General features: G+C 59.5%; 23 protein-coding genes and 6 tRNA genes. 11 read left to right on the top strand and 18 right to left on the bottom strand.

What is annotated here, in order from left to right:
* Window positions 1–72 precede the first annotated feature (72 nt).
* The 3 genes from BN1137_RS05480 (at window position 73) to pbpG (ending at window position 3,025) form a co-directional block, all read left to right on the top strand.
* Entirely contained in the window at window positions 73–1,365 is a 1,293-nt protein-coding gene (locus BN1137_RS05480; RefSeq protein ID WP_050717626.1) for a hemolysin family protein, read from the top strand.
* 18 nt (window positions 1,366–1,383) lie between these two features.
* Entirely contained in the window at window positions 1,384–2,049 is a 666-nt protein-coding gene (locus tag BN1137_RS05485; RefSeq protein WP_050717627.1) for a DedA family protein, read from the top strand.
* A 148-nt stretch (window positions 2,050–2,197) separates the two neighbouring features.
* Window positions 2,198–3,025: a D-alanyl-D-alanine endopeptidase gene (gene pbpG, locus BN1137_RS05490; protein ID WP_050717628.1), complete on the top strand. Its 828-nt coding sequence runs from the start codon at window positions 2,198–2,200 to the stop codon at window positions 3,023–3,025.
* Window positions 3,026–3,545: 520 nt separating this feature from the next.
* On the opposite strand, the gene BN1137_RS05495 is transcribed toward pbpG, so the two are convergent.
* From BN1137_RS05495 to pncC, 12 genes are all read right to left on the bottom strand, one after another.
* Window positions 3,546–3,622, bottom strand: a tRNA-Arg gene (locus BN1137_RS05495).
* Window positions 3,623–3,651: 29 nt separating this feature from the next.
* Window positions 3,652–3,728 (bottom strand) — tRNA-Arg (locus BN1137_RS05500).
* 28 nt (window positions 3,729–3,756) lie between these two features.
* Window positions 3,757–3,833, bottom strand: a tRNA-Arg gene (locus BN1137_RS05505).
* A gap of 26 nt (window positions 3,834–3,859) precedes the next feature.
* Window positions 3,860–3,936 (bottom strand) — tRNA-Arg (locus BN1137_RS05510).
* A gap of 100 nt (window positions 3,937–4,036) precedes the next feature.
* Window positions 4,037–4,113 (bottom strand) — tRNA-Arg (locus BN1137_RS05515).
* A 3-nt stretch (window positions 4,114–4,116) separates the two neighbouring features.
* Window positions 4,117–4,209, bottom strand: a tRNA-Ser gene (locus BN1137_RS05520).
* A 214-nt stretch (window positions 4,210–4,423) separates the two neighbouring features.
* The gene (gene csrA, locus BN1137_RS05525; RefSeq protein WP_042643141.1) at window positions 4,424–4,612 is read right to left on the bottom strand and encodes a carbon storage regulator CsrA; all 189 of its coding nucleotides are present in this window, start codon (window positions 4,610–4,612) and stop codon (window positions 4,424–4,426) included.
* Between the two features lie 93 nt (window positions 4,613–4,705).
* Complete coding sequence (locus BN1137_RS05530; protein ID WP_050717629.1) at window positions 4,706–5,953, bottom strand: aspartate kinase; 1,248 nt, start codon at window positions 5,951–5,953, stop codon at window positions 4,706–4,708.
* A 16-nt stretch (window positions 5,954–5,969) separates the two neighbouring features.
* The gene (gene alaS, locus BN1137_RS05535) at window positions 5,970–8,594 is read right to left on the bottom strand and encodes an alanine--tRNA ligase (RefSeq protein ID WP_050717630.1); all 2,625 of its coding nucleotides are present in this window, start codon (window positions 8,592–8,594) and stop codon (window positions 5,970–5,972) included.
* 320 nt (window positions 8,595–8,914) lie between these two features.
* Complete coding sequence (locus BN1137_RS05540) at window positions 8,915–9,433, bottom strand: regulatory protein RecX (protein WP_050717631.1); 519 nt, start codon at window positions 9,431–9,433, stop codon at window positions 8,915–8,917.
* Window positions 9,434–9,471: 38 nt separating this feature from the next.
* Window positions 9,472–10,530, bottom strand: coding sequence for a recombinase RecA (gene recA, locus BN1137_RS05545; protein WP_050717632.1), 1,059 nt, complete (start codon window positions 10,528–10,530; stop codon window positions 9,472–9,474).
* A gap of 80 nt (window positions 10,531–10,610) precedes the next feature.
* Window positions 10,611–11,102: a nicotinamide-nucleotide amidase gene (pncC, locus tag BN1137_RS05550; protein WP_050717863.1), complete on the bottom strand. Its 492-nt coding sequence runs from the start codon at window positions 11,100–11,102 to the stop codon at window positions 10,611–10,613.
* Window positions 11,103–11,346: 244 nt separating this feature from the next.
* Here pncC and BN1137_RS05555 point away from each other — a divergent pair, with 244 nt between their 5' ends.
* Together BN1137_RS05555 and mutS are read left to right on the top strand one after the other, a co-directional pair.
* Complete coding sequence (locus tag BN1137_RS05555; protein ID WP_232306898.1) at window positions 11,347–11,754, top strand: Spy/CpxP family protein refolding chaperone; 408 nt, start codon at window positions 11,347–11,349, stop codon at window positions 11,752–11,754.
* 276 nt (window positions 11,755–12,030) lie between these two features.
* Window positions 12,031–14,607 carry a DNA mismatch repair protein MutS gene (gene mutS, locus BN1137_RS05560; RefSeq protein WP_050717633.1) on the top strand — a complete coding sequence of 859 codons (2,577 nt, stop codon included), beginning with the start codon at window positions 12,031–12,033 and terminating at the stop codon, window positions 14,605–14,607.
* Between the two features lie 75 nt (window positions 14,608–14,682).
* On the opposite strand, the gene BN1137_RS05565 is transcribed toward mutS, so the two are convergent.
* Together BN1137_RS05565 and BN1137_RS05570 are read right to left on the bottom strand one after the other, a co-directional pair.
* Window positions 14,683–16,281: a BCCT family transporter gene (locus tag BN1137_RS05565; RefSeq protein ID WP_050717634.1), complete on the bottom strand. Its 1,599-nt coding sequence runs from the start codon at window positions 16,279–16,281 to the stop codon at window positions 14,683–14,685.
* A 9-nt stretch (window positions 16,282–16,290) separates the two neighbouring features.
* Window positions 16,291–16,818 (bottom strand): hypothetical protein, encoded by a 528-nt coding sequence (locus BN1137_RS05570; RefSeq protein WP_050717635.1) that lies wholly within the window; start codon window positions 16,816–16,818, stop codon window positions 16,291–16,293.
* A gap of 163 nt (window positions 16,819–16,981) precedes the next feature.
* On the opposite strand from BN1137_RS05570, the gene BN1137_RS05575 reads away from it, so the two are divergent.
* Window positions 16,982–17,461 carry a MarR family winged helix-turn-helix transcriptional regulator gene (locus tag BN1137_RS05575; protein WP_050717636.1) on the top strand — a complete coding sequence of 160 codons (480 nt, stop codon included), beginning with the start codon at window positions 16,982–16,984 and terminating at the stop codon, window positions 17,459–17,461.
* Between the two features lie 47 nt (window positions 17,462–17,508).
* On the opposite strand, the gene BN1137_RS05580 is transcribed toward BN1137_RS05575, so the two are convergent.
* Window positions 17,509–18,090, bottom strand: a complete 582-nt coding sequence (locus BN1137_RS05580) for a YjaG family protein (protein ID WP_050717637.1) — start codon at window positions 18,088–18,090, stop codon at window positions 17,509–17,511.
* Between the two features lie 161 nt (window positions 18,091–18,251).
* Here BN1137_RS05580 and BN1137_RS05585 point away from each other — a divergent pair, with 161 nt between their 5' ends.
* Complete coding sequence (locus BN1137_RS05585; protein WP_050717638.1) at window positions 18,252–19,196, top strand: D-2-hydroxyacid dehydrogenase; 945 nt, start codon at window positions 18,252–18,254, stop codon at window positions 19,194–19,196.
* A gap of 70 nt (window positions 19,197–19,266) precedes the next feature.
* Here the strand turns inward: BN1137_RS05585 and mepM are convergent, their stop codons facing one another.
* Window positions 19,267–20,604 (bottom strand): murein DD-endopeptidase MepM, encoded by a 1,338-nt coding sequence (gene mepM / locus BN1137_RS05590; protein WP_050717639.1) that lies wholly within the window; start codon window positions 20,602–20,604, stop codon window positions 19,267–19,269.
* Window positions 20,605–20,874: 270 nt separating this feature from the next.
* Between mepM and BN1137_RS05595 the strand changes: the two genes are divergently transcribed.
* Window positions 20,875–22,173, top strand: a complete 1,299-nt coding sequence (locus BN1137_RS05595; protein ID WP_050717640.1) for a LapD/MoxY N-terminal periplasmic domain-containing protein — start codon at window positions 20,875–20,877, stop codon at window positions 22,171–22,173.
* Window positions 22,170–23,111 (top strand): TAXI family TRAP transporter solute-binding subunit, encoded by a 942-nt coding sequence (locus tag BN1137_RS05600; protein WP_050717641.1) that lies wholly within the window; start codon window positions 22,170–22,172, stop codon window positions 23,109–23,111. The genes BN1137_RS05595 and BN1137_RS05600 overlap by 4 nt, the downstream gene beginning before the upstream one ends.
* On the opposite strand, the gene BN1137_RS05605 is transcribed toward BN1137_RS05600, so the two are convergent.
* Complete coding sequence (locus BN1137_RS05605) at window positions 23,106–23,777, bottom strand: transglutaminase-like cysteine peptidase (RefSeq protein WP_050717642.1); 672 nt, start codon at window positions 23,775–23,777, stop codon at window positions 23,106–23,108. The genes BN1137_RS05600 and BN1137_RS05605 overlap by 6 nt on opposite strands.
* A gap of 74 nt (window positions 23,778–23,851) precedes the next feature.
* Window positions 23,852–24,766, bottom strand: a complete 915-nt coding sequence (gene znuA / locus BN1137_RS05610) for a zinc ABC transporter substrate-binding protein ZnuA (protein ID WP_050717643.1) — start codon at window positions 24,764–24,766, stop codon at window positions 23,852–23,854.
* 94 nt (window positions 24,767–24,860) lie between these two features.
* On the opposite strand from znuA, the gene znuC reads away from it, so the two are divergent.
* Together znuC and znuB are read left to right on the top strand one after the other, a co-directional pair.
* The gene (gene znuC, locus BN1137_RS05615) at window positions 24,861–25,625 is read left to right on the top strand and encodes a zinc ABC transporter ATP-binding protein ZnuC (RefSeq protein WP_050717644.1); all 765 of its coding nucleotides are present in this window, start codon (window positions 24,861–24,863) and stop codon (window positions 25,623–25,625) included.
* A 9-nt stretch (window positions 25,626–25,634) separates the two neighbouring features.
* Complete coding sequence (gene znuB, locus BN1137_RS05620; protein ID WP_050717645.1) at window positions 25,635–26,414, top strand: zinc ABC transporter permease subunit ZnuB; 780 nt, start codon at window positions 25,635–25,637, stop codon at window positions 26,412–26,414.
* Window positions 26,415–26,529: the final 115 nt, after the last annotated feature.

Raw genomic sequence — 26,529 nt, forward strand, 5'->3', positions numbered from 1 at the left:
CTTTCACAAGCGCATCGCCCGTAAATTCATTACACTGCCAGCGATCTTTTCTATTTGGAGTGCTGTCGCAGTATGGAAATATTGATCCTGCTTGGATTGATTTTGCTCAATGGCGTGTTCGCCATGTCGGAAATCGCCATCGTCACCGCGCGCAAGGCGCGCCTCAGCAAGATGGCGAATGAAGGGAGCCGCTCTGCCGCCATTGCGCTCAAGCTGGGCGAGAATCCGACCCACTTCCTCTCTGCCGTCCAGATAGGCATTACCAGTATCGGCCTGCTCAACGGTATCTACGGTGAATCCCTGCTGGCCCAACCGTTCGCACTCTGGTTGCAGGAGTGGGGTCTGTCTGCCAACAGCAGCAGCCTGCTCGCCACCATCATAGTGGTGGTGCTGGTCACCTACCTCTCCATCGTCGTCGGCGAACTGGTGCCCAAACGCCTCGGTCAGCTCAACGCCGAGCGCATCGCCTGCCTGGTTGCGCGCCCCATGCTGTGGCTGGCGACCCTGACCCGCCCCTTCGTCTGGCTGCTGTCGGCCTCCACCCACGCCAGCCTGCGCCTGCTGCGGGTCGATCAGAACAACAGTAACAACGTCACCCAGGAAGAGATCCACGCCATGCTGGTGGAAGGCTCCGAGGCCGGCATCATCGAGGATCAGGAACACACCATGCTAAGGAATGTGTTCCGTCTCGACGAGCGCAGCCTGGCCTCCCTGATGGTGCCCCGCAGCGACATCCGTTATCTGGACCTGTCCTTGCCGCTCGAGACCAACCTGCAGCGACTGGTGGAGTATCGCCACAGCTTCTTCCCGGTCTGTGACGGCAGCCTGTCGGATCTGGTGGGCATCCTCAACGTCAACAAGGTGCTGCACGCCTACATCAAGGGGGAGCCCATCGATCTGGCGACCCTGACCCAGGATGGCAGCCTGTTGCCGGAGACCCTCAACGGCCTGGAGTTGCTCAATCATTTCCGCGCCCACTCCGAGCACATGGTGCTGGTGGTGGACGAATATGGCGAGCTGCAGGGGCTGGTCACTCAGCAGGATCTGCTGGAGACCCTGGCCGGTGACTTCCAGCAGGAAGATGGCGAGGACAACTGGGCCTTCCAGCGCGCCGACGGCAGCTGGCTGCTCGATGGCCTCATTCCCCTGCCGGAGCTGAAGGACTGTCTGGAGCTGGTACGACTGCCGGAAGAAGAAAAACATCACTATCACACCCTTGGAGGGCTTATTATGCTGCTCCTTGGTCGCCTTCCCCGGACCGGAGACATCGTCACCCTGGAACAGTGGCAACTGGAAATTGTAGATATGGACGGCCTGCGCATCGACAAGGTGCTTGCCATGCCCTTGACCGACCAACCCAGCTAATCTGCGGAGTTTGCACGTATGGAGCAGTTTTACCACCTGGCTCACGCCTTCATTAATCAGGATCTGGCGACCTTGTCCGATCCCAAGATGGTCTTCATGGTCTATATCGTCCTGCTGACCTTCCTGGTGTTGGAGAATGGCTTCATCCCGACCGCCTTCCTGCCAGGCGATACGCTGCTGATCCTGACTGGCGTGCTCATCTATCAGGGCGTGCTACCGCTGGCGATCATCCCGCTGCTGATCATGGCCACCTTCGTCGGCACCTGGTGCGGTTACATGCAGGGGCGCTTCCTCGGCCATACCCAGATGTACCACAGGCTGATGTCCCACCTGGATGACAAGCACAAGGAGAAGGTGCACTACCTGCTCAACAAATACGGCATCATCACCCTGATCACCGCCCGCTACATCGCCTTCGTGCGCACCGCCTATCCCTACATCGTCGGCGCCAGCGAGATCCCGCAGGGACGCTTCCTCATCGTCAACCTGGTCAGCTCCATCATGTGGATCTGCCCGCTGGTGGGCCTGGGTTATTACCTGAGCCACACCAAGCTGGCCGCGCAGTATGAGTCCCAGTTCCTCAGCATCATCCTCTGTCTGCCACTGGTGCTGCTGGTCGGCGGGCTGATCGCGCTGATCTGGCGCTGGCTGAGCAAGCGCAAGGCCGCCGCCTCCAAGGAGTGACATCCGGGGTGAGGCAAAAAACAGGGTCGCCAACAGGCGGCCCTTTTTTATGGAAAAAAATAACGAAATCCCTGCTGGTGCTCTTGTAAAGCGAGGGCAAAAATGAGTGAATCTAGCGCCTTTTTTCGCTGTGGATGGAGTCGGTTGTATGGGGTGTCGGATTCGCGCAATCGCGCTGCTGTGTGGGTTGGTTGGCTTGCTTGGAATACCTGCGGCACAGGCGGCGCCAGACCCTGCCAAGTTGAAGTTGCAATCGGGCAGCGCCCTGGTGATGGACGTCAACACCGGTAAAACGCTCTATCAGAAGAATCCGTCACGGGTGCGTCCCATCGCCTCCCTCACCAAGCTGATGACGGCCCTGGTGGTACTGGATGCCAAGCAGAGCCTGAACCAGGTGCTGACCATCGATCAAAACGACAGAGACAACATCAAGCACACCTACTCTCGCGTCCGTTTTGGTACCAAGGTAACCCGCCACGATGCCCTGCACCTGGCGCTGATGTCCTCCGAGAACCGAATGGCCTCGGCGCTTGCGCGTCACTACCCCGGTGGCCGCGCGGCCTTCATTCGCGCCATGAACAACAAGGCCAAGCAGCTCGGCATGCGCAACAGCCGCTTCTATGACTCCACCGGCCTGTCGACCCGCAACGTCTCTACCGCCCAGGATCTGGCCAAGCTCATCTCGGCGGCCTATCGCCAGCCATTGATCCGCCAGTTCACGCAGGACAGCAACATGGAGATGCGCTTTGCGACGCCGGCCTACAGCCTGATGTTCAACAACACCAACCCGCTGGTGAAGAACCCGGACTGGGACGTGCGCCTCTCCAAGACCGGTTACACCGACGAGGCGGGCCGCTGCCTGCTGATGCGGGCCAAGCCGGACAACAAGGAGCTGGCCATCGTACTGCTCAACTCGGTGGGCAAGCGCACCCCGATCGGCGATGCCAACCGCATTCGCAAGTGGCTCAAAAGCTAAGCGGATCACGGAAATGGAAAAAAGGATGCCTCGGCATCCTTTTTTATTGCCCAGCGCCCGCCATACCAGCCTGAATCCATGTCAGAGGGGTGGCCGGCGTCTCTGTCATGGTATCGAGATAGGAGGCGCTCACAGGCTCCTCCTGCCTGCTTGAGCATATCCCCCGAGGATGACAGGCGTCCCTGTGATGATATGGAGACAGGATGTGTTCGGTGACAAGGGGTCTTGTCATGGTACGGACATAGGGTGTGCTCACGAGCCGCTATGCCTGCCTGAGCCAGCGCCCCAAAGGTTGGGCACGCACATATGAGAGGGTCGGGGCTAGAACGCGCTCAGAGCAGCCTGAGAGAGGGTTTTGCACGGTAGAAGGGAGGTGCCGGGACTTGTCGGCCAGACGACAACACGGCTCATTAGACAGAGGAAAATAGACTTCAATAAGGAAACAGCAGCATAACTTAATGCTAAAAACCGAATTTGGCACATAAAAAAACAGCCCCGACCGAAGTCGAGGCTGTCTATATGGTGCGCCCGGGAGGATTCGAACCTCCGACCACCTGGTTCGTAGCCAGGTACTCTATCCAGCTGAGCTACGGGCGCTCATCAACTTTTAACACTGCCTTCAGAAATGGTGCGCCCGGGAGGATTCGAACCTCCGACCACCTGGTTCGTAGCCAGGTACTCTATCCAGCTGAGCTACGGGCGCTCACAAACTTTTGACACTGCTTTCAACATGGTGCGCCCGGGAGGATTCGAACCTCCGACCACCTGGTTCGTAGCCAGGTACTCTATCCAGCTGAGCTACGGGCGCTCATAAATCATTGATTTCGTTTTAAATGGTGCGCCCGGGAGGATTCGAACCTCCGACCACCTGGTTCGTAGCCAGGTACTCTATCCAGCTGAGCTACGGGCGCCCTGATTTAAAACGATAAAAAAAGCTTACTTATCAGTAAGCCTTTTTCAAAGTGTCGACTTGCTGATGGTCAACACATGACTCTTGCTTGAGTCGTAATATGGTGCGCCCGGGAGGATTCGAACCTCCGACCACCTGGTTCGTAGCCAGGTACTCTATCCAGCTGAGCTACGGGCGCAAATGGCGGAGAAGGGGGGATTCGAACCCCCGATGCGGGTATAAGCCGCATACTCCCTTAGCAGGGGAGCGCCTTCAGCCTCTCGGCCACCTCTCCGTTTGCGGGGCTGATAATACTTCACAGGGATTTTTAGTCAAACACTTTTTTGGAGAAAACAGCGCGTTCGCTCAGCATTTGGCCAAAGAGTGGAATATTCAAGCAATATGGGCACTTACCCCGTAATTTCATGCCCTGCTGGGCCTTTTCTCCGGGCCCAGAAAAACAAAAGGCGACACGGTAGGTGTCGCCTAATAGCAGCCATGAGTGCGGCTTAGAAAGCCGGTTGGCCTGGCACTTTCTCAGCTTGTATCCGCATGTAGATCTCTTCGCGGTGCACGGAGACCTCTTTCGGTGCGTTCACACCGATACGAACCTGATTGCCTTTAACGCCCAGTACGGTGACCGTCACTTCGTCACCAATCATCAGGGTTTCCCCAACACGACGAGTCAAAATAAGCATTCGCTTGCTCCTGTATCCTGTTTTGTATTTATATCGATATGCGACATTATCTTACAAAGATACCGATATGGTAAATGGTTGAAACTAAATCAATCAGGGATTGTTCCCCAAGGGCTGCTCATGAGGCTCATTATCCAGCCCGAACGCGGCGTGCAACGACCGCACTGCCAGCTCCAGGTACTTCTCGTCAATCACCACCGATATTTTGATTTCCGAGGTAGAGATCAACTGCATGTTGATCCCCTCCTCGCCCAATACCTTGAACATGGTGCGTGCGACACCCGGATGATTCCACATACCGACCCCGACGATGGAGACCTTGGCGATCTCCCCGTTGCCCTGCACGCAGGCGGCCCCCAACTCGGTGGCGGTCTCCTCCAGCAGCGCCCGGGCCCGGCGATAGTCATCGCGATTCACCGTGAAGGTGAAATCGGCGGTGCCATCTCCCAGGGTGTTCTGCACTATCATGTCGACATCAATGTTGGCATCGCTGATCGGATTGAGGATCTGCGCTGCCACAGTGGGCCTGTCCGGCACACCCAGAATGGTCAGGCTAGCCTCGTTGCGATTGAACGCGATGCCAGATACCAGGGGTGCTTCCATCCTCTCACCTCCATATGTGATTAAGGTTCCCTCTCCGTCGACAAAGCTCGACAGCACCCGCAGTGGCACGCGGTACTTGCCCGCGAACTCCACCGAACGGATCTGCAGCACCTTGGCCCCCAGGCTTGCCATCTCCAGCATCTCCTCGAAGGTGATGGTCGAGAGGCGACGAGCCTTGGGCTCGATACGCGGATCCGTGGTATAGACCCCATCCACATCGGTAAAGATCTGGCATTCATCGGCCTTGATGGCTGCCGCCACCGCCACCGCCGTGGTGTCAGAGCCGCCACGTCCCAGGGTGGTGATGGCATTGTGCTCATCACGTCCCTGGAAACCGGCGATCACCACCACCTTGCCCGCCCCCAGCGCAGCCCGAACCTGTTCGGTATCGATGTGGCTGATGCGCGCCTTGCCATAGGCGGAGTCGGTATGAATACGAACCTGGTCACCGGTCATTGAGACCGCAGGACAACCCCGTTTGTTCAACGCGATCGCCAGCAGAGCAATGGTGACCTGCTCACCGGTGGAGACCAGCACATCCATCTCACGCCGGTTGGCATCCGGATCCAGCTGCTGGGCCATGCCCAGCAACCGGTTGGTTTCGCCCGACATGGCGGAGACAACCACCACCACGTCGTGTCCCTGGGCCCGGCTCAGCTGAACCCGTTCAGCCACCGCCGCGATCCGCTCCAGCGTGCCGACCGAGGTGCCGCCGTACTTCTGTACATAAAGTGCCACAGATCACCTCGCCCGTTTACAGGCGCTCTTCCAACCAGGAGTGAACGGATTGCAGTGCCGCCGGCACGGCTTCTGGCTGGGTACCCCCTGCCTGTGCCATGTCCGGACGACCGCCGCCCTTGCCACCCACCTGCTGGGCCACCAGGTTGACCAGCTCGCCGGCCTTGACCTTGCCGGTCAGATCCTTGGTAACACCGGCGATCAGGTTGACCTTGTCATCGCTGCTGGTTGCCAGCAACACGACGCCGGATTTCATCTGATTCTTCAGCTCATCCAGCATGCCGCGCAGGGACTTGGGATCGACCTCTTCCAGCGCCGCGATCAGCACCTTCTGACCGTTGATCTCGATCACCTGGCTCAGCAGGTCGCTACCCGCCTGCGCCGCCAGCTTGGCCTTGAGCTGTTCCAGCTCACGCTCCATGAATTTGGACTTGTCCATCAGCTGACGCACCTTGTCGGCGATGGAGAACTGATCTCCCTTCACCAGGGCGGCAGCCTCTTCGATCTGCTCCCCCAGCTGATGCATGAAGTCGATGGCACCCTTGCCGGTCACCGCTTCGATACGACGCACCCCGGCGGCGATGCCGCTCTCGGCGATGATCTTGAAGAAACCGATGTCACCGGTGCGCTTGGCGTGAGTACCGCCACACAGCTCGGTGGAGTAGTCGCCCATGCGCACTACCCGCACGTCGTCTTCGTATTTCTCGCCAAACAGTGCCATGGCACCGGCGGACTTGGCCGCCTCCAGATCCATGACCTGGGTAGCGATATCGTGGTTGGCACGGATCTGGGCGTTGACCAGCTCCTCAACCCGGCGAATGGTCGCCATGGTCAGGCCTTCGAAATGGGAGAAGTCAAAGCGCATGCGCTCGGCGCCGACCAGTGAGCCCTTCTGGGTCACATGATCGCCCAATGCCTGACGCAGGGCGGCATGTAGCAGGTGAGTCACCGAGTGGTTCAGGGCGATGGCCTGACGGCGATCGCCATCCACCACGGCTTCAACCTCGGCGCCCTTCTCCAGCGTGCCCAGCTCCAGATAACCCTTGTGAATGATGGCCTTGCCAGCCTTCTGGGTATCGGTCACGGCGAAAATGCCGTCATCCACCTTGAGGATGCCGCTGTCGCCCACCTGACCACCGGACTCGGCGTAGAAAGGGGTCTCGGCCAGCACGATCACCGCTTCTTCACCGGCGATGAGGCCGTTGACTTCGATGCCATCCTTGTAGATGCCGACTACCTGAGTCGTTTGGCTCAGTTGCTTGTAACCGGTAAATGGGGTTTCGAAATCGAGTTTCAACACCTCGTTGTAGTTCACGCCGAAACTGGAGGCTTCTTTCGCGCGAGCGCGCTGCTTCTCCATCTCGACCTTGAAACCTTCTTCGTCGATGCCGATCTCGCGCTCACGCACCACGTCGGCGGTGAGATCTGCCGGGAAGCCGTAGGTGTCATATAGCTTGAACACCACTTCACCCGGGATCACCTTGGCATCGCCCAGGTTGGCCAGCACGTCTTCCAGCAGCAGCAGACCACGATCCAAAGTGCGGACGAACTGCTCCTCTTCGATGCGCAGCACGCGCTCGACCAGCGGCAGCTGAGCGATCAGCTCGGCCGCCACGTCCTTCATCTGCACCGCCAGTTCGGCAGCCAGCTTGTAGAAGAACACCTCGGTGGCACCCAGCTTGCGACCGTGACGCACGGCGCGGCGGATGATGCGACGCAGCACATAGCCACGCCCTTCGTTGGACGGCATCACACCGTCAGCCACCAGGAAGGCGCAGGAGCGGATGTGGTCGGCGATGACGCGCAGGGATTGATTGCTCAGATCCTCGGTACCAACGATCTCGGCGGCCTTCTTGATCAACGCCTGGAAGATGTCGATCTCGTAGTTGGAGTGCACGCCCTGCATGATGGCGGCGATACGCTCCAGGCCCATGCCGGTGTCGACGGATGGACGGGGCAGCGGTTCCATGGTGCCGTCAGCCTGACGGTTGAACTGCATGAACACCACGTTCCAGATCTCGATGAAACGGTCGCCGTCTTCTTCCGGTGAGCCGGGAGGGCCACCCCAGAGGTGATCGCCGTGGTCGTAGAAGATCTCGGTGCAAGGACCGCAGGGGCCGGTATCGCCCATCTGCCAGAAGTTATCGGAGGCAAAAGCTGCGCCCTTGTTGTCACCGATGCGCACGATGCGCTCGACCGGCACACCGATCTCGTTGGCCCAGATGTTGAAGGCTTCGTCATCTGTTTCATACACGGTGACCAGCAGGCGCTCTTTGGGCAACTGGAGGGTACCGGTCAGGAATTCCCAAGCAAAACGGATGGCGTCCTGCTTGAAGTAATCACCGAAGCTGAAGTTGCCCAGCATCTCGAAGAAGGTGTGGTGACGGGCGGTGTAGCCGACGTTTTCCAGGTCATTGTGCTTACCGCCAGCCCGCACGCAACGCTGGGCCGTAGTGGCTCGGTTGTAGGCACGCTTGTCGGCGCCAAGGAACACGTCCTTGAACTGGTTCATACCTGCGTTGGTGAACAACAGGGTCGGGTCGTTATGCGGCACCAGCGAGCTGGAGGAAACAACCTGGTGCCCCTGGGAGCGGAAATACTCGAGAAACGCTGCGCGTAGCTCTGACGTGGACATATGCATGGAAAATCCTGCTTGATTCGGATACGGACTTTTAATCGCAATAATGTAAGTTTTCTGCGGGGTAAAGTAAAACGCGCAGGCCCGTCATGGGCGAAAAAGCACACATCGCCGAGGGAGTGCCAGATTGGCAGGGGAAGGACTATCGTACGGGAGGAGGAGGACACGGCAGGAGGGTGCCGTTTATGGCCAAGGGCCGGGCGAATATGAACTGACTCGGCAGAAGCCACAAGACATGCCACTTTGCCGGGTTTCATATTCGGCCATCTTGTTGCACCTGCGTATCGCCAAATGCTCAGGACATGACTGGCCTGGCCGGACAGTTACTCACCCCGCTCCTGCATGGCCGAGATCGCATAACGGGCCTGATCCTGATTAAAACCCCGCCCGAGCAGATATTTGAGCCACTTCATGCGCAATTTGAAGTCTTCCAGGTCGCTCGCCCTGGCCCGGCGCTGCAACAACTCGAACGCCAGCTCGAACCAGTCCAGCTCAGGTTGATCGAATGCCGTTTCAATCTGGCTATCGCACAGCCCCTTGCGGCGCAGCTCGAAGCGGATCTTAATGGGCCCATGGCCCTTGCTCGCGCCGGCTCGCACCGCCATGGCGCCATAGCGTTCGTCATCGATCCAGTGGTAGCCACGGCAATAGTCGAGTACCGCTCCTATCACCTCGTCATTGAAGCTATGTTTGCGCAGCCGGTTGGCCAGCTCGGACTCGGCACTCTCCCGGCGCGCCAGACTGCGCATGGCAAAGGCGCGGGCCGCGGCAAACATCTCTTCGAATGAGGGTTCTGGGAGGACTGGGATATCGGCGGATTCTGACATGGATTCATCGACCATAAATGACAAGGCCGGGGGTTAGCCCGGCCTTTCTGTTACTAGAGTTCCTCGCCTTCGGGCTCGAACTCGTCGGCCTCGATGGCGGCAGGCTTGCCATCCACCGGCGCGGCGCCCGAGAGCAGCAGCTCACGCAGTCTGGCTTCCACTTCGGCGGCCATGGCCTTGTTCTCGGTGAACAGCTTCATGACGTTGGCCTTGCCCTGGCCGATCTTCTCGCCATTGTAGCTGTACCAGGCACCCGCCTTGTCGATCAGCTTGTGCTTGACGCCCAAGTCCACCAGCTCACCCTCTTTGGAGATGCCGGCACCGTAGAAGATCTGGAATTCAGCCTGCTTGAAGGGCGGCGCCACCTTGTTCTTGACGACCTTGACACGGGTCTCGTTACCGACCACTTCGTCACCATCCTTGATGGCACCGATACGGCGGATGTCGAGACGCACGGAAGCGTAGAACTTCAAGGCGTTACCACCGGTGGTGGTCTCCGGGCTACCGAACATGACGCCGATCTTCATCCGGATCTGGTTGATGAAGATGCACAGGCAGTTGGCGTTCTTGATGTTGGCAGTCAGCTTACGCAGGGCCTGAGACATCAGACGGGCTTGCAGGCCGACGTGGGAATCCCCCATCTCGCCTTCGATTTCCGCTTTCGGTGTCAGGGCGGCCACGGAGTCGACGATGATGACGTCGACCGCGTTGGAGCGCACCAGCATGTCGCAGATCTCCAGCGCCTGTTCACCCGTATCAGGCTGGGAGATCAGCAGCTCATCGACGTTGACGCCCAGCTTGGCGGCATAAATGGGATCGAGCGCGTGTTCCGCATCGACGAAGGCGCAGGTTTTGCCCTTCTTCTGGGCTTCCGCGATGACCTGCAGGGTCAGAGTCGTCTTACCGGATGATTCCGGACCGTAGATCTCGACGATACGACCGCACGGCAGACCACCGATCCCCAGCGCAACGTCCAGGGAGAGGGAGCCGGTGGAGATGGCTTCGATATCCATGGTCTTGCTGTCGCCCAGACGCATGATGGAGCCCTTGCCGAACTGCTTTTCAATCTGGCCCAGCGCAGCCGCCAGTGCCTTCTGTTTGTTCTGATCCATGCCAATCTCCGCTGGGAATCGTGATGAAGAAGTGAAGTCGGGTTAAGTATACTGTTTATGCATACAGTATCAAGCCCAATTTATCTGAGTAGGGCCAGCAGACCGGACAATGCCTGTCTGACCGCCTGTTGTCGAACCTGCCGCCGGTCGCCATCGAAGCGGGCCAGCAAGGAGTGCTGACGGCCGCTCTGATCCGCCCAGGCGAACCAGATGGTACCCACCGGCTTGTCGTCACTGCCGCCCCCGGGCCCAGCAATCCCGCTGATGGCCACGCAGATCCCGGCACTGGAGCGGGCCAGTCCCCCCCTTGCCATCTCCAGCACCACGGCCTCGCTGACGGCGCCATGACGCAACAGGCTATCGACGCTGACCCCCAGCATCTGCTGCTTGGCCTCGTTGGTGTAGGTGACGAAGCCCCGATCGAACCAGCCGGAGCTGCCCGCGATGTCGGTGATGGCGGTGGCGACGCCGCCGCCGGTACAGGATTCCGCCGTGGCGGCCAACCAGCCTCGCGCCATCAGCGCCTCACCCAACTCCTGAGATAAGCGGGCGATCTCTGCCTCAAGTCCCATCATCATGCCCTCACTGGCCAAATCAGCGCTCATTATGCAGTCGCCTCCCAGCCCTCGCAACCAACCGCAGGCTCCGGTGACAACGACCCCGGTCCTGGGACAACGGCTGTCGCAGGCTTGCCCCATAACGACCGGCACATCAACTAGTTGTCGTTGCTTAAGCTCCAGTACATGGCTGCTTTCTATAATCAGCAAGCACCGCCATGACCGCGGTTTTTATCCGATGGAACTAGGAGAAAGACAGATGAAGCATCAATTCAAAGTCGCCATGACCGCTCTGGCGATGTGTTTTGCCACCAACACCTTCGCCGCGGACAGCGCTCCCGAGCTGCAAACCGAAACCACCCTAGCGCAAGAGTTGAACCTGTCCAGCGCACAAGTGGAACAGATCAAAGGCCTGCGTGAGCAAGCCGCCAAGGAGTTGGGCTCGGTCAAGCTCGACGCCATCGGTCAGGATGTGATCATCAACATGATCAAGACCGGCAAGTGGGACGAAGCCGCCGCCAAGAAGCAGTTGCAGACCATCAGCAACATCCAGGCGGAAGCCCGCTACTATCGCGCCCATTACCTGTTTGAGGTGAGCAAGGTGCTGACCGCCGAGCAGAAAACCAAGCTGCACGAGATGCTGAGCGGCAGCGAAGCCATGTACTAAGAGCCCCGTCTCTGTGCAAGATCCCCGCGCCTGTGGCGGGGATCTTGTCATCCCTTCTCCCCTCCACGCTCGCCCTACGACCGGGCTGAACAAGACGGCGCCGCCTCATCCCTGGCGACGCGCAGCACCAGCAGCTTGCCCAGCGCGCTCACAGAACTGGCTCTTGCACCGCCCCAAAACGAACAGATAATCTCGCCTCCAGCATGTAGAATGGCCTCCAGATTCAGACCCATCAAGGCAGACGTTTGCCCGCAAGAGCACCTTCTGGAAGAGAACATGACAGCACAACACCAAGCTTCCGGCGCCATCCTCAGCGCCCACACCCCCATGATGCAGCAGTACCTTGGCCTCAAGGCCGAGAACCCGGAGATCCTGTTGTTCTACCGGATGGGTGACTTCTATGAACTCTTCTATGACGACGCCCGCAAGGCCTCCCAACTGCTCGATATCTCTCTGACCAAGCGTGGCCAGTCGGCAGGCAGCCCCATTCCCATGGCGGGTGTGCCCTACCATGCCATCGAGGGTTATCTGGCCAAGCTGGTGCAGCTCGGCGAGTCTGCCGCCATCTGCGAGCAGGTGGGGGATCCCGCCACCAGCAAGGGGCCGGTAGAGCGCAAGGTTGTTCGCATCATCACCCCGGGCACCGTCTCCGACGAGGCGCTGCTCAGCGAGCGGCAGGACAACCTGATCGCCGCCGTCTACCACGATGGCCGCCGCTTTGGCTACGGCACCATGGACGTCAGCTCCGGCCGCTTCTTCATCAATCAGTTCGACAAGGAAGAGACGCTGCTGGCGGAGCTGCAACGCACCAACCCGGCCGAACTGCTCTATCCGGAATCCTTCGCGTTCCTGCACCACGTCGAGGGCCGCCGCGGCTTGCGCCGCCGCCCCGAGTGGGAGTTCGAACTCGGTACCGCCCGCAAGCTGTTGTGCCAGCAATTCGGCACTCAGGATCTGGTGGGTTTTGGCGTCGAGCAGAGCGAGACCGCCCTGTGCGCCGCCGGCTGCCTGATGCAGTACGTCAAAGACACCCAGCGCACCGCCCTGCCCCATATCCGTGGGGTACGCCTGGAGCAGCCGGATCATGCCGTGATCATGGATGCCGCCACCCGTCGCAACCTGGAGCTGACCCAGAATCTGGCGGGCGGCTATGACAACACGCTGGCCGAAGTGCTGGACAAGACCGCCACCCCCATGGGCAGCCGGTTGCTCAAGCGCTGGATCCATCAGCCGATCCGCGATCGGGTGATCCTCAAGGGGCGCCAGAGCACCATACAGAGCCTGATCGAACAAAACCTCTACGACGATCTCGGCGGCTTGCTGCGCCAGGTCGGTGACGTGGAGCGGGTGCTGGCTCGCCTCGCCCTGCGCAGTGCCCGCCCACGGGATCTCACCCGTCTACGCCAGGCCTTCCAGCAACTGCCCGAGCTGCAACAACTGCTGGCAGATAGCCAGCACGAGGCGGTGCAACAACTGCGCGATCGCGCCAGCACCTTCCCGGAACTGCTCGATCTGCTGGAAAGATCGGTGATGGAGGTGCCGCCGGTGCTGATCCGCGATGGCGGCGTCATTCGCGACGGCTTCAATCAGGAGCTGGATGAGCTGCGGGATCTGGCCAACGGTGCTACCGCCAGCCTCGCCCGCATCGAGGAGCGCGAGCGCCTGCTGACCGGCATCAATACCCTCAAGGTGGGTTACAACAGGGTACACGGCTTCTATATCGAGGTGAGCCGGGCCAACAGCCAACTGGTACCGGCCCACTACATTCGCCGCCAGACGCTCAAGAACAACGAGCGTTACATCATCGACGAGCTGAAGGTGTACGAGGACAAGGTGCTCACCGCCCAGGCCCAGGCGCTGGCACTGGAAAAGCGGCTCTATGAAGAGTTGCTCGATAGCCTCTTGCCTCACCTCGGCGATCTGCAAGAATCCGCTGCGGCGCTCGCCGAGCTGGACGTGCTGGCGAACCTCGCCGAGCGGGCCGAGACCCTGAACTACTGCTGCCCGCACCTCATCGACGAGGATCAGATCCTGATCGAAGGGGGCCGCCACCCGGTGGTGGAGCAGGTGATGAGCGATCCCTTCATCGCCAACCCGATCCGGCTGGCACGGGAACGGCGCATGCTGATCATCACGGGTCCCAACATGGGCGGTAAATCCACCTACATGCGCCAGACCGCCCTCATCGTACTGCTGGCTCACATCGGTGCTTATGTACCCGCCACCAGCGCCAGCATCGGCTCCATCGATCGCATCTTCACCCGCATCGGCGCATCGGACGATCTCGCCTCGGGCCGTTCCACCTTTATGGTGGAGATGACGGAGACCGCCAACATCCTCAACAACGCCACCGCCAAGAGCCTGGTGTTGATGGACGAAATAGGCCGCGGCACCAGCACTTACGACGGCCTGTCTCTGGCCTGGGCTTGCGCCGAGCAACTGGCGAGCAAGATCGGCGCCTACACCCTGTTTGCCACCCACTACTTCGAGCTGACCCGGCTGCCTGAGCTGATCGACGGCCTGGCCAACGTTCACCTGGACGCGGTGGAACACGGTGACACCATCGCCTTTATGCACGCGGTGCAGGAGGGGGCGGCCAGCCGCTCTTACGGCCTGCAGGTCGCGGCGCTGGCCGGGGTGCCCAAGACGGTGATCAATCAAGCACGCCACAAGCTGGCGGAGCTGGAAAGCGCGACCCCGGCCCATGTCGAGAACGTGCCGAGCGGCACGCGCCCCGCCCCCCAGATAACCCATCCCCATCCGGTGGTGGAAGAGCTGGCGGCCCTTCGCCCCGACGAGCTCAGCCCCCGCCAGGCGCTGGACTTGCTCTATCGCCTCAAGCAGCTGCTGTAACCGGCACCGCCCGGGATGCAAAAAGGGGAACCTCGCGGTTCCCCTTTTTCATGTCACTTCATGCCCGCATCGTTGTCAGGCCGGGCCAATCCGATCCGCCAGGCTCATGTGTGAGGAGCCATCGTGGCGCTTGAGATTTTGCCGGTATTCAATCTGGCGCTGACTCTCCTGTTTGAGCCCCAGCATCAGTGAATAGCACATGGCCAGCATGATCACCGAGAACGGCAGTGCGGCTATAATGCTGGCCGCCTGCAGCGCGGCCAACCCCCCCGACACCAGCAAGATGGCGGCCACCAGTCCCTGTCCCAGCCCCCAGATGGCGCGGTGCAGCACGGGAGGCTCCTTGTCACCGATGGAGAGCAAGGTGGTGATGACCAGGGTGCCCGAGTCACTGGAGGTGATGAAGTAGGTGCAGATCAACAGGGTCAGTACCCCCTTGGCAATCCAGCCGAAGGTTTCCCAGTGCAGCAGCTCCACGGTTTTGTAGAGGGCAAGGGTCACGTCCTGATTGACCGCGGCAACCACACCACCGCCGCCAAACAGCTCCAGGTTCATGGCGGTACCGCCAAACACGGTGAGCCAGAACATGCCGAGCAGGGAGGGCACCAGCAGCACGCCGAGCACGAACTCACGGATGGTGCGGCCCTTGGAGATACGGGCGATAAACATGCCGACGAAGGGAGCCCAGGCAATCCACCAGCCCCAGTAAAAGGCGGTCCAGCTCGATTGCCAGGCCGAGGTACCGTTGGCCTCGGTGTTGGTCCAGAAACTCAGCTTGATGATGTTCTGCAGGTAGTCACCGATGTTCTGCACATAAGCGTTGAGAATGTAAGTGGTCGGGCCCAGCACCAGGAACAGGGCGAGCACGAACACGCTCAGCCAGATATTGAGCTCGGAGAGCAGCTTGACCCCGCGCCCCACCCCCGAGACCGCCGACAGGGTCGCGATCAGGCTGATGCCGCCGATGAGCCAGAGCTGGTTGTTTTGCGACACCGCCATGCCAAACATCTGGTTGAGGCCGGTGTTCATCTGGGAGACGCCAAGGCCGAGGGAAGTCGCCACCCCGAACACGGTGCCAAACACCGCCAGCACATCGGCGGCATGACCCCAGAAGCCATAAATACGCTCACCGAGAATGGGATAGAGCACCGAGCGGATCGCCAGCGGCAACTTGCGACGATAGCTGAAGAAGGCCAGCGACAGGCCGACGATCACATAGATGGCCCAGGGGTGCAGGCCCCAGTGGAAGAAGGTGAGCCGCATGGCGACCTGGGCCGCTTCCGGTGTCATCCCCTCGGTGATGAAGGGATTGCCTTGCAGGTGGTTCATCGGCTCGGCGATGCTCCAGAACACCAGACCTATGCCCATGCCGGCGCTGAACAGCATGGAGAACCAGGCGAAGTAGCCAAACTCCGGTACCTGGTCGTCGTCGCCCAGCCGGATGCTGCCAAAACGGCTGAACATCAGATAGACGGCGAAGAACAGAAACAGGGCGACTACCAGGATGTAGTACCACTTGAAGCCAGCAATGATGGTGTCCTTGGCGCCGACGAACCAGGCCGCCGCCGTTTCGGGCACAAAGACGCCAAACAGCAGAAACAGGGTCACGACGGTGAGGGCTGTCATGGCCATGGTAGGATTGAGGCCTTTCAGTAGCCCTTTGGTTGCTCTCATCAGGCCTCCTTAGTCAATGTTGAAAAAATCTTCGCCCACGTGATCGCCCGCCCCACCGATGGCGCGATAGACCATCTGGCCTGCCATCTCGGTGCGATGATCCACCAGGGTGACCGACGGCTGGCCGTTCACCGCATGGCGCTTACCGAGGAAGATGGCCATGGGCACGCCCAGATTGGAGATGCCACTGGTGATCCACAGACGGTTGAAGTCGTAGGAACCCCCGATGAACTCGAGCTGGGCCAGGCCGGTATCGAGGCCGGTCAGATAGAAGTTCATGGCGCTCTCGTCGGGGAACAGGTGCACCAGCACATAGGCATAGCGCAATTCATTCACCAACTCCTTTAGGCTGAAAGCACCTGTCTCGCTACAAGAGAGCGGTAGCTCACCATCATAGTGGTGCACTTTCAGGTTGTTGGGGTCTTCATCGTACTTCGGCTGGTAACGCACGAATGCCGAGGTATCAGGCAATTCATAACGCACCCTGACCACGCGTAGATCGGCAACCAGAGACTTGATATCCAGATCGTTATTCATCATATCGCTCCTCAAATATCGGGGTAAAATTCGGTAATTGTCCGATAACCTAACATAAAAATCATTAGAGCTAAAATGATTACACCAAAAACCATATTGACCTTGTGACGAATTAGGCGGAGAATTTTGCGCCTCTCAACAGCTCCTCTATGACCCAGACCCCATGGAAAAACATGATGAAGTGCTGGTCGCACTGCGCCAGATCATCCGTGCCATCGACATGCACTCCAAGCGCTTGATCAAGGAAGCCGGGCTGACCTCGCCGCAGCTCCTGCTACTCAAGGGGATCGACGAGTTGGGGCAGATCTCCATGCGCCAGCTCGCCGACCACACCAACATGAGTCAAGCCACCGCCACCACCATCATGGATCGTCTGGAGAGCCGCCAGCTGGTGAAACGCATTCGCAGTGAAACCGACAAGCGCAAGGTCCACGCGACGCTGACTGACGCAGGGCGAGCCTTGCTGGCGCAGGCGCCCACCCCGCTGCAGGAGAGTTTCATCCTGCGCTTCCAGGCGCTGGAAGCCTGGGAGCAGAGTCTGCTGCTCTCCTCCCTGCAACGGATCTCATCGATGATGAACGCCAGTGAGATCGACGCCGCCCCCGTGCTGAGCGTCAGGCCGCTCACCGAAGAGCGGGCATAAAAAAAGCTCCCGAATGGGAGCTTTTTTCTATGGGGCCATCAGCGGAATCACTCTTCCAGGCTGATACCGATGTTGGAGACACCTTCCTGGGCCGCAAACTCGCGGATGGCCAGGATGCGATCGCTGTCGCGCTCGTGCGCCACGCGCTTGAGCAGCTCGACCTGGAATTCCAGCTCGGCCTCGATGTACTCATGCTCGTAGAGCTCTTCGTCGGTCAGCTCGCGCCCTTCCAGCATCTCGATGAAACCGGCTACCGTGCCCACCGAGGCATGGCTGGCATCTTCGGCCTCTTCACCCACCCGGCAGATCACCGAGTTATAGGCGCAGCCCAGCGCTACACAGGCATCCAGGGCCGGATAAGCACCGTAAGACTCAAACTTGTGGGGCTCCGGAATGTAGACTTCAAACGCCTCCAGAATGGCTCCCAGATTGACGCGGGATCCCTTCACGGTGAGGTAGTTCCACATCTGATCCAGCGCGTTGCGAAACGCCTTTGCATCACCGAAACCGGTAGCCTGAGTAAACAGCACGTAGTTGGGGTACATGCGCTCTGCCAGCGCCAGGGTGTAGACGGTCTGTTGCCAAGGCTGTAGCTCGGCCAGTCGCTTATAAAACTTGTCACCAAACACTGGAGTCGGATCCTTTGCAAAATGTGGGGCAGATTGTAGCCCACGAGGGGCTTGGCGAAAACGAAAAAGCGGCATGGTCGACTATCTTGGTCGATCAACTCGAGTAAGATGAGGACAAGACCCGTCTCCGCCGTGCCGTAAACATGATAAGGAACAAGAGTATGAGCCAACGTACCCTGCTTCTGCTCAGCCAGGATAATAGCCATTATGAACGCCTGCTCAAGGCGGCCCACCTTCCCCATCTGCGCATTCTGCGGGCCGACAACCAGACCGACGCCGAACGACTGATTGGAGAGGCCCACATCCTGATGGCCGAACCGGCGCGGGCCAAGCCGCTGCTGGCCAAGGCCAGCAAGCTCAGCTGGTTGCAATCTACCTATGCCGGGGTCGATGTGTTGCTGGATGCCAGCTGCCGCCGTGACTATCTGCTGACCAATGTGCGCGGCATCTTCGGCCCGCTGATGAGTGAATATGTATTCGGTCATCTGCTCAGCCTGACCCGCCAGTTGCCGCTCTATCGCGAGCAACAGCAGCAACAGCTGTGGCAAAGCCACCCCTATCAAGGGCTCAAGGGACGCACCCTGCTGATCCTGGGCACCGGCAGCATAGGGCAGCACATTGCTCACACCGCCAGACACTTCGGCATGAAGGTGCTCGGCATCAGCCACAGTGGCCGCGAGCGAGCCGGTTTTGATCAGGTCTACCAGTTGCCGGCCCTCAACAAGATGCTGGCCCAGGCCGATGTCATCGTCAGCGTCCTGCCCTCGACCCGCGAGACGCGTCACCTGTTCACCGCGGCCCGTTTCGCGCACTGCAAGCCGAACGCCATCCTGTTCAACGTCGGCCGGGGCAGTGCCATCCATGAGGCTGACCTGCTTGAGGCACTGCGCACTGGCAAACTCGCCATGGCGGTATTGGATGTGTTCGAACAAGAACCCCTGCCCGCCGATAGCCCGCTCTGGCATCAACCCAATCTCATCATCACCCCGCACAACAGCGCCTACAGCTTCCCCGAAGACGTGGCCCAGATCTTCGTGCGCAACTACGTCCGCTTCATCGACGGCCAGCAGCTCGATGGTCGCATCGACTTTGACAAGGGCTACTGAGCCCTCTGCGCCAACAAAAAGGCCCCGCCAAACTGGCGGGGCCTTTTCATGTCCGGGAGGCTGAACGGGATCAACCCGCCTCCATCTCCTTGCGATAGTCCTTCACCTTGGCGAGGAACTGACGTTTCTCCTTGCCGCTGAGCGGTTCGGCCATCGGCAGTTTGACCTTCATGGGATCGACCGGGCGGTTATTGATCCGCACCTCATAGTGCAGGTGGGCACCGGTGGAGCGGCCGGTGTTACCTGACAGGGCTATCTTGTCACCCATCTTCACCCGCTGGCCGGGTTTCACCAGCAGCTTGCTCAGGTGCAGATAGCGGGTCATCAGGGTACGGCCATGCTTGATCACCACATAGGTACCGGCCAGCGGGTGACGGGTTGCCTTCAGCACCACGCCATCCCCGGTCGCCATCACGGCGGTGCCCACGGGCAGCGCGAAGTCGGTGCCCTCATGGGGGCGAACCTGACCGGTGATCGGGTGACGACGGCTCGGGTTGAAGTTGGAGCTGACCCGGTAGCGACTGTGGGTCGGATAGCGGCGGAAACCCCGTTCCAGACTGCTCGCCTGCCCGTCATAGTAGTTGCCATCTTCCGACAACCAGGCCGACATCGCCTTGCCCTGGCTAAAGACCTCGACACCCAACAGCTGGGTGTTGCCAGTACTCTTGCCCTCGACCGTCTCTTGGCGTACCAACACCTTGAATTTATCGCCTTTTTGCAGATCCTTTGCGAAATTCAGCCGCCACTGGAACAGGTTGGCAATCTTCTGGATGTGGGCCGATGGAATCCCTGCGTTGCGGGCACTGACATAGAAGCTGCCATTGATGACACCGTCATAACTCTTCTTCTGCCACTGCACCTCTTCATTGAGCATGTTGGCGCTGTAGCTGTCGTCGGTACGCTCCAGCACTAGCGTCTGCTTGATGTTCAGCCGGATCTTAAGCTGCTGCAGTATGTTGTCCTGATCGATCAGCAACTCTATGGTCTGACCGGGCTTGAGCCGGGCCAGATTGTTCTTGGTATCCGCATCCAGCACCTTGTAGAGGGTGGTGGTAGAGAGACCCAGGTTGTTGAAGATGGTGGTCAGGTTTTCGCCGTTACGCACCCGGTAATCCTGCCACTGGGGCGCCACATCCGCCGGGATGTCATCTTCCGGGGCCGCAGCCTCGACCAGCTCGTGATCCGGGATATCGTTAAAGTCGGTGTTGTCTTCATTGGTTGCCGTACCAGTGGTGGCAATGGGCAACTCCAGACGCAGTGGCCGCTCAAGGATGTCACCTGGAGCTGGCAATACCGCTACCGCTGACAGCGTCATGGCCGTGAGCAATAGCATGGCGTAAAAATGCTTGCGGGGAACCGGGGGTTCCCAGTTGGCAGCCTGTGCTACCAAGGGACGGAGACGTTTCATCCGCTTTCCTGTCATTAGATCTAAGGGTGGTGTTAGTCGGTCTGTCTTTATGATTTTTTATTATTAAAACCAAATGTCTGGGTTTTAGACCTAAATACTCACAAAAAGTTCATAGCAATCTGCATGAACCTCACATTTTATGCATAACCTTCCTTCATGGGCAGAAATGATCGCCGCTTTTAACCATTTTTTTCTATTTTTAAGAACCGGGTCCGGTTGTTTCCGGCCCAAAACGACCTGATGTTGCAGAAACATTTCCATGGAGTGGGTATGTCATTAGCAAGATTGTTAAATGTGATCATCCTGATCCTGTTCACCATAGGTGCCATCCTGCTGCTCATGCTGGAAATCACCACGGTGCGACAATCCATCCTCGATCAGATGTCGGCCAACCTGGAGACGGCCATCACCGCCCTCGGGCTGGTACTGCAAGGTACGCTGCTCAACGATGACAAGGTGCTGGCGGAAACTATCGTCAACGCCATGTTCGATGGTGGCTTCGTCAGCTCAGTCACCCTGCTGGATCCCGATGGTCAGTTACTGTTCCAGAAGGTGTTCCAGACGGCCCAGCAAAATATTCCCGGCTGGCTGCCGAGCGTCATCCACATGCCGCCAGTCAAGGTTGAGCAAGAGCTTACCGATGGCTGGCGCATTCTTGGCACCCTCACCCTCGAGGGTCACAAGGGCTACGCCTACCAGCATCTGTGGAATGCCATCAGCCGGACCGGGCTCGCCCTGTTGTCCGGCATGCTGATCCTGACCCTTATCATCCAATGGGTCTGCAACCGTCTGTTGCGGCCACTCGAACAGGTCAGCCTGCAGTTGGTGCAGGTTCGCCAACGCCGATTCAGCGGCAACCTGCCCACCCCCTGGTTACGGGAGCTGCAGGAGGTCGTGGTGTCGATCAATCAGCTGGTCACCGAACGCAAACGGGATCTGCTGCAACAGCGGCTCAAGATCACCCAACTTGGCAAGCAGCACGACCTTCAGACCGACCAGGCACTGATGGGATTGGCCAACACCGCGAGTGGCATGTACCTGCAGCACTTTGTCTCCACTCAGGGCGACATCAGGCTATACAGTCGACTGCTCCCCCAGATACCGCCGACTGTCGACAGCTCACCGGACGAGATCCGGGCCCTGCTCAATCAGTGGCTGGCGCAGAAAGTGGAAGGGCTCCAGCTCCCCCTCAGCCTACTCGGTCATCCCGATTGGGCGCAGTTCTCCGCAGCCTTGGCCAGTGGCAAGGGCAAGACGCTGGATTGGCGCTGGGATCAAACCAACTTCCCGCCTCTGGCCGAAGAACGGCTAACGGCCCTGCAGTCCCAGGGCATCGAGATGGCATTCAGCAATGTGCCCATGAACAACGACAGCCTGGCAAAACTAGACCCCATCAATCCGGTGTTTATCAGCTGCCAGCTGACCGAGGCCCCACTCTACTGGAATCTGCTCTCCCAATGCCTCCATGCATCCGGCTATACCTTGCTGGCAGAAGCCAGTGAAATCAATGATATAGACACACTTCGTCACTGGGGCATTGATGGCTATGCCAGCCAGGAGGCATCATGAGAATCACTCTGCCGTTACTCAGCTTGCTGTGGCTGCCTGCATTGCAGGCCACTACCGTCACCATAGGAACCGGAGGCGAACAGGGCATCTACTACCAGGTCATCAAAGAATTCTGCCACCTGGCCAGCAAGAGCGACCCGGATCTCAAATGCAAACTGCAGGCCAGCTCGGGCTCCATCGAGAATCTTCGCTCGTTGCAGGCGGGAGAGATCCCCTACGCCCTCGTGCAGTCGGACTGGCTCTATCAGGCCAGCCACGGCACAGGGCCTTTTACCCAGCAGCCCCAACCCGAGTTGAGAGCACTGTTTGCCACCCATGCCGAACCCTTCACCCTGGTGGTGCGGGCTGACGGTGACATCACCAAGCTGGAGCAACTCAAACTGGCCCCCATCGATATGGGGCTGAAGAGCTCGGGTACCCGCCAGACCGCACTGGCGCTATTTTCCGCGTTAGGTGCAAAAGAACAGGATCTGGATCTGAAGAGCATGGCCAATCTGGCCGAAGCACTGTGCAGCAAGCAGATTGATGCCTATGGGCTGGTGATGGGGCACCCTAACCGGATCGTGCTGGACACAGCCAAGCGCTGCGCCATCAGCTTCCTGCCCATCGACGGGCCGGTCCGGGATCAACTGCTGAAGGGGGTGAAGTACTATCAACGCAGCCAGGTACCCGCTCGCATCTATCCCGGCAACCTGAAAGCCACGCCGACCTTTGCCATTGCCGCCACTCTGGTCACTAATGCCAGCACCCCGGATGCCGATGTCTATCGCCTGACCAAAGCCATGTTGAGCCAACAGACCAGCTTCAACGAGCAGACCTACGGCTACGCCAACCTGTTCCACAAGGCGCGCAACAAGATAGGCCCGGTGCTGAGCGTGGAGCTGCATCCGGGCGCGGCAAAGTATTTCGAGGAGCTGAAAGCGGCTGGCAAGCTATAGCTGACGACGGGGAGCGCGCAGGTGCTCGCTGGAGAAGCGGCTCTGCATCGAGGTCCATTGGGTCAGACGATCGGCGCTCCCCGCCAAGGTCCCCTCGCGGCGTGACTTCATGACCCAGATGCTTTTGGCATCGAAGCTGTAAACGGGTTGCAGATCATTGCGCTGGCTGCCGGGCAGGATGCGGCCATTGATATTGTCGAGCACCAGAGGATCGGACTTGGTGGTCGAGAAGTAGAGCGTCACCATATGAAACTGGTTGTATTTGATCGCCTTGACGTAGGCCAAGCGCAATTTCTTCTCGTCGACTCCCAGCTCCATCAGGGTGTAGTACTTGGAGATGCTGTAGTCCTCACAGTCCCCTCCTCGCGCACCGATGAACTCCAGTGGATTAGCCCAGTAATCCTCCAGCCCCCATAACTTGGGATCGTCGCTGAAGGTCAGGTTGTTGAAGTAATTGTTCACCAGCTCGAGCTTCTGCTGATCCGTAGTGCCCGCCCTGGGAGTGAGCAGGCGGGAGTAGGCCTCCGCCCGCTGCAGCACCCGGCCGCCATAGACCTCCTGCAGCTTGGTTTTGAGATCGGGGCTGGCGATGTATTTGGATAGTTGGGAAGCCTGCACGGTGGCACATATCATTGCCAGCGTGCAGGCGGGGACGAGCCATTTCATACGGGACGCTCCATGTCATGCGCTGGAGGTCAGTATAGTCAGCCCTGACTGTCACATCGACGCAGCCACCGCCTTTAACGACATTGGGCGAAGGCATCGGCCAATTGCTGCATGAATTGCTGGTAGCCGTCAGGTCCAAGCGGAACCCGCTCTCCCACTTCATCCAGCAACAGCACCTTGGCGCCGGTGTTACGGGCCACCGACTCGATCACCGCCGGTGAGAACTGCGGTTCGGCATAGATGCAGCTCGCCTGTTTCTCTTCCAGCGCCTTGCGGATCTCCACCAGCGTCTTGGCGCCCGGGCGGCGCTCCGGGCTCACGGTAAAGTGTCCCTTGGAGCTCATACCATAGTGGCGCTCCCAGTAACCATAAGCCTCGTGGAAGACGAAGTACCCCTTCTGGTTCACCGCCTTCATCTGTCCGGCGATCACCTTGTCCTTGGCATCGACTTTGGCCCTGAAGGCCAGCAGGTTGGCACGATATTGCTCCGCGTTGGCCGGATCCTGAGCACTCAGGGTCTCACTCAGCGCCTGAGCGATCACCAGAGCCTGGCTCGGGCCCAGCCAGATATGAGGATCCACCCCTTCGTGATGGTGCCCTTCATGGTCGCCATGGTCATGACCCTCATGGGCCTCATCACCATGGTCCTTGTCTCCCCCTTGCTTGCTGTAGTCAAACAGCGGCATCCCCTTGACCTGAGTCAGGGTCAGCACATGAGGATGCTGGGCCAGCGGCTTGGCCATGAAGCCTTCCAGCTCGGGGCCGACCCAGACCACCAGATCGGCATCGTTGATGCTGCGAATATCGGAGGGGCGCAGGGCGAAGTCATGGGGAGAGGCACCGGTCGGCAGCAACACCTTGGGCTCACTCACCCCCTCGGTGATCGCGGCGGCAATGAAACCAAGGGGCTTGATGGTGGTCAGCACCTCAAAGGCACGGACAGGCAGACTCACCACCAGCAGGGCAGTGATCAGGGTAAGAATTCGCATAGAGATCTCGTCAGGGAGTGAGTGTGTGATAATATAACAAACCAACGTTATTGTTATATTATAACTCTCACTGGCTGTAAACCCCGGAGCTGTCATGACCCAACTGGTGGAGCTGAAAGAGGTCTGTCTCTCATTCGATGGACGATCCGTGCTCGACAAGGTCTCCTTTACCCTGAATAGAGGCAAAATTACTACCCTGGTTGGCCCCAATGGGGCGGGCAAGAGTACCCTGAGCAAGCTGGTACTGGGCCTGCTCAACCCGGATTCCGGCAAGATCACCCGGCGCCGCGATCTGCGGGTGGGCTACGTGCCTCAGCGCCTCTTTCTGGATCCCACCCTGCCGCTGACGGTGCGCCGCTTTCTGCAGCTGGGCAAGAACGGTCGCCTCTCCATCGACGAGGCGCTGAACCGCGTCGGTGCCCAGGAGCTGCTGGACAACCGAATGCAGAAACTCTCCGGTGGCGAGATGCAGCGGGTGCTACTGGCCCGCGCCCTGCTGGTCAAACCCGAGCTGCTGGTGCTGGACGAACCCGTGCAGGGGGTCGACATCACTGGCCAGATCGAGCTCTACGCCCTCATCAGCCAGCTCGCCGCCGAACTCAACTGCGCCGTGCTGATGGTCTCTCACGATCTGCACCTGGTGATGGCCAGCACCCATGAGGTGATCTGCCTCAACCGCCACGTCTGCTGTCACGGCGAGCCGGAGAGTGTGGCCCGTCATCCCGAATTTGCCCGTCTGTTCGGGCGCCCTGAGCAGGAAGTGCTGGCGGTCTACACCCACCATCACCACTGCGACGGCGAACACCATCATCATGAACCGCAGGCCCCCGTCATCCGCCTGCCTTCTCGCAAGCAATAGGACATTTCAGTGGACAGCTTTCTGTTATATGCCCTCGCGGCCGGCCTCGGCATCGCCCTGCTGGCCGGCCCCCTCGGCAGCTTCGTGGTGTGGCGCAAGATGGCCTATTTTGGCGACACCCTCTCCCACGCCTGCCTGTTCGGCATAGCGCTGGGTATCCTGCTGCAGGTAGATTTGACCCTGGCGGTGGTGGTCTGCTGCCTTGCCATGGCCATGCTGCTGGTGGTCATGAGCCGCAACCAACAGGTGGCGACCGACACCCTGCTCGGCATCCTGGCTCACAGCGCCCTGTCGCTTGGCCTGGTCACCCTGAGTTTTATGGATAACGTGCGGGTGGATCTGATGGCCTACCTGTTCGGTGACCTGCTCTCGGTACAACCCATGGATCTGCTCTGGATCTACGGTGGTGGCGCCCTGGTGCTGCTCACCCTGTGGCGGCTGTGGGATCCCCTGCTCTCCATGACCATCTCCGAGGAGCTGGCGCGGGTGGAAGGAGTGCGGGTCGATGTGCTGCGCTGTGTGCTGATGCTGCTGATTGGCTTGGTGATCGCGGTGGCCATGAAGTTCGTCGGCGCGCTGATCATCACCTCCCTGCTGATCATCCCCGCCGCCACCGCCCGGCGCTTCAGCCAGACGCCGGAGCAGATGGCCGGCCTGGCGGCACTGATCGGCTGCCTGGCCGTACTAGGCGGGCTCTCCCTCTCCTGGTATCAGGACACGCCGGCCGGCCCCTCGGTCGTGGTCTGTGCCACCAGCCTGTTTGTGCTGAGCCAGTTCAAACGGGCATAGATAGCAAAAGGGTCGGATAGCAATAACCACCATCGCCATCCGACCCCATAGCAAAACCACTCAATACAGCCTCAACAAACCCTCATTTCACAGTGTTTTATTTCAAATTCCCAGA

The sequence above is a fragment of the Aeromonas tecta genome, from assembly GCF_000820185.1.
Lineage (GTDB): Bacteria > Pseudomonadota > Gammaproteobacteria > Enterobacterales > Aeromonadaceae > Aeromonas > Aeromonas tecta.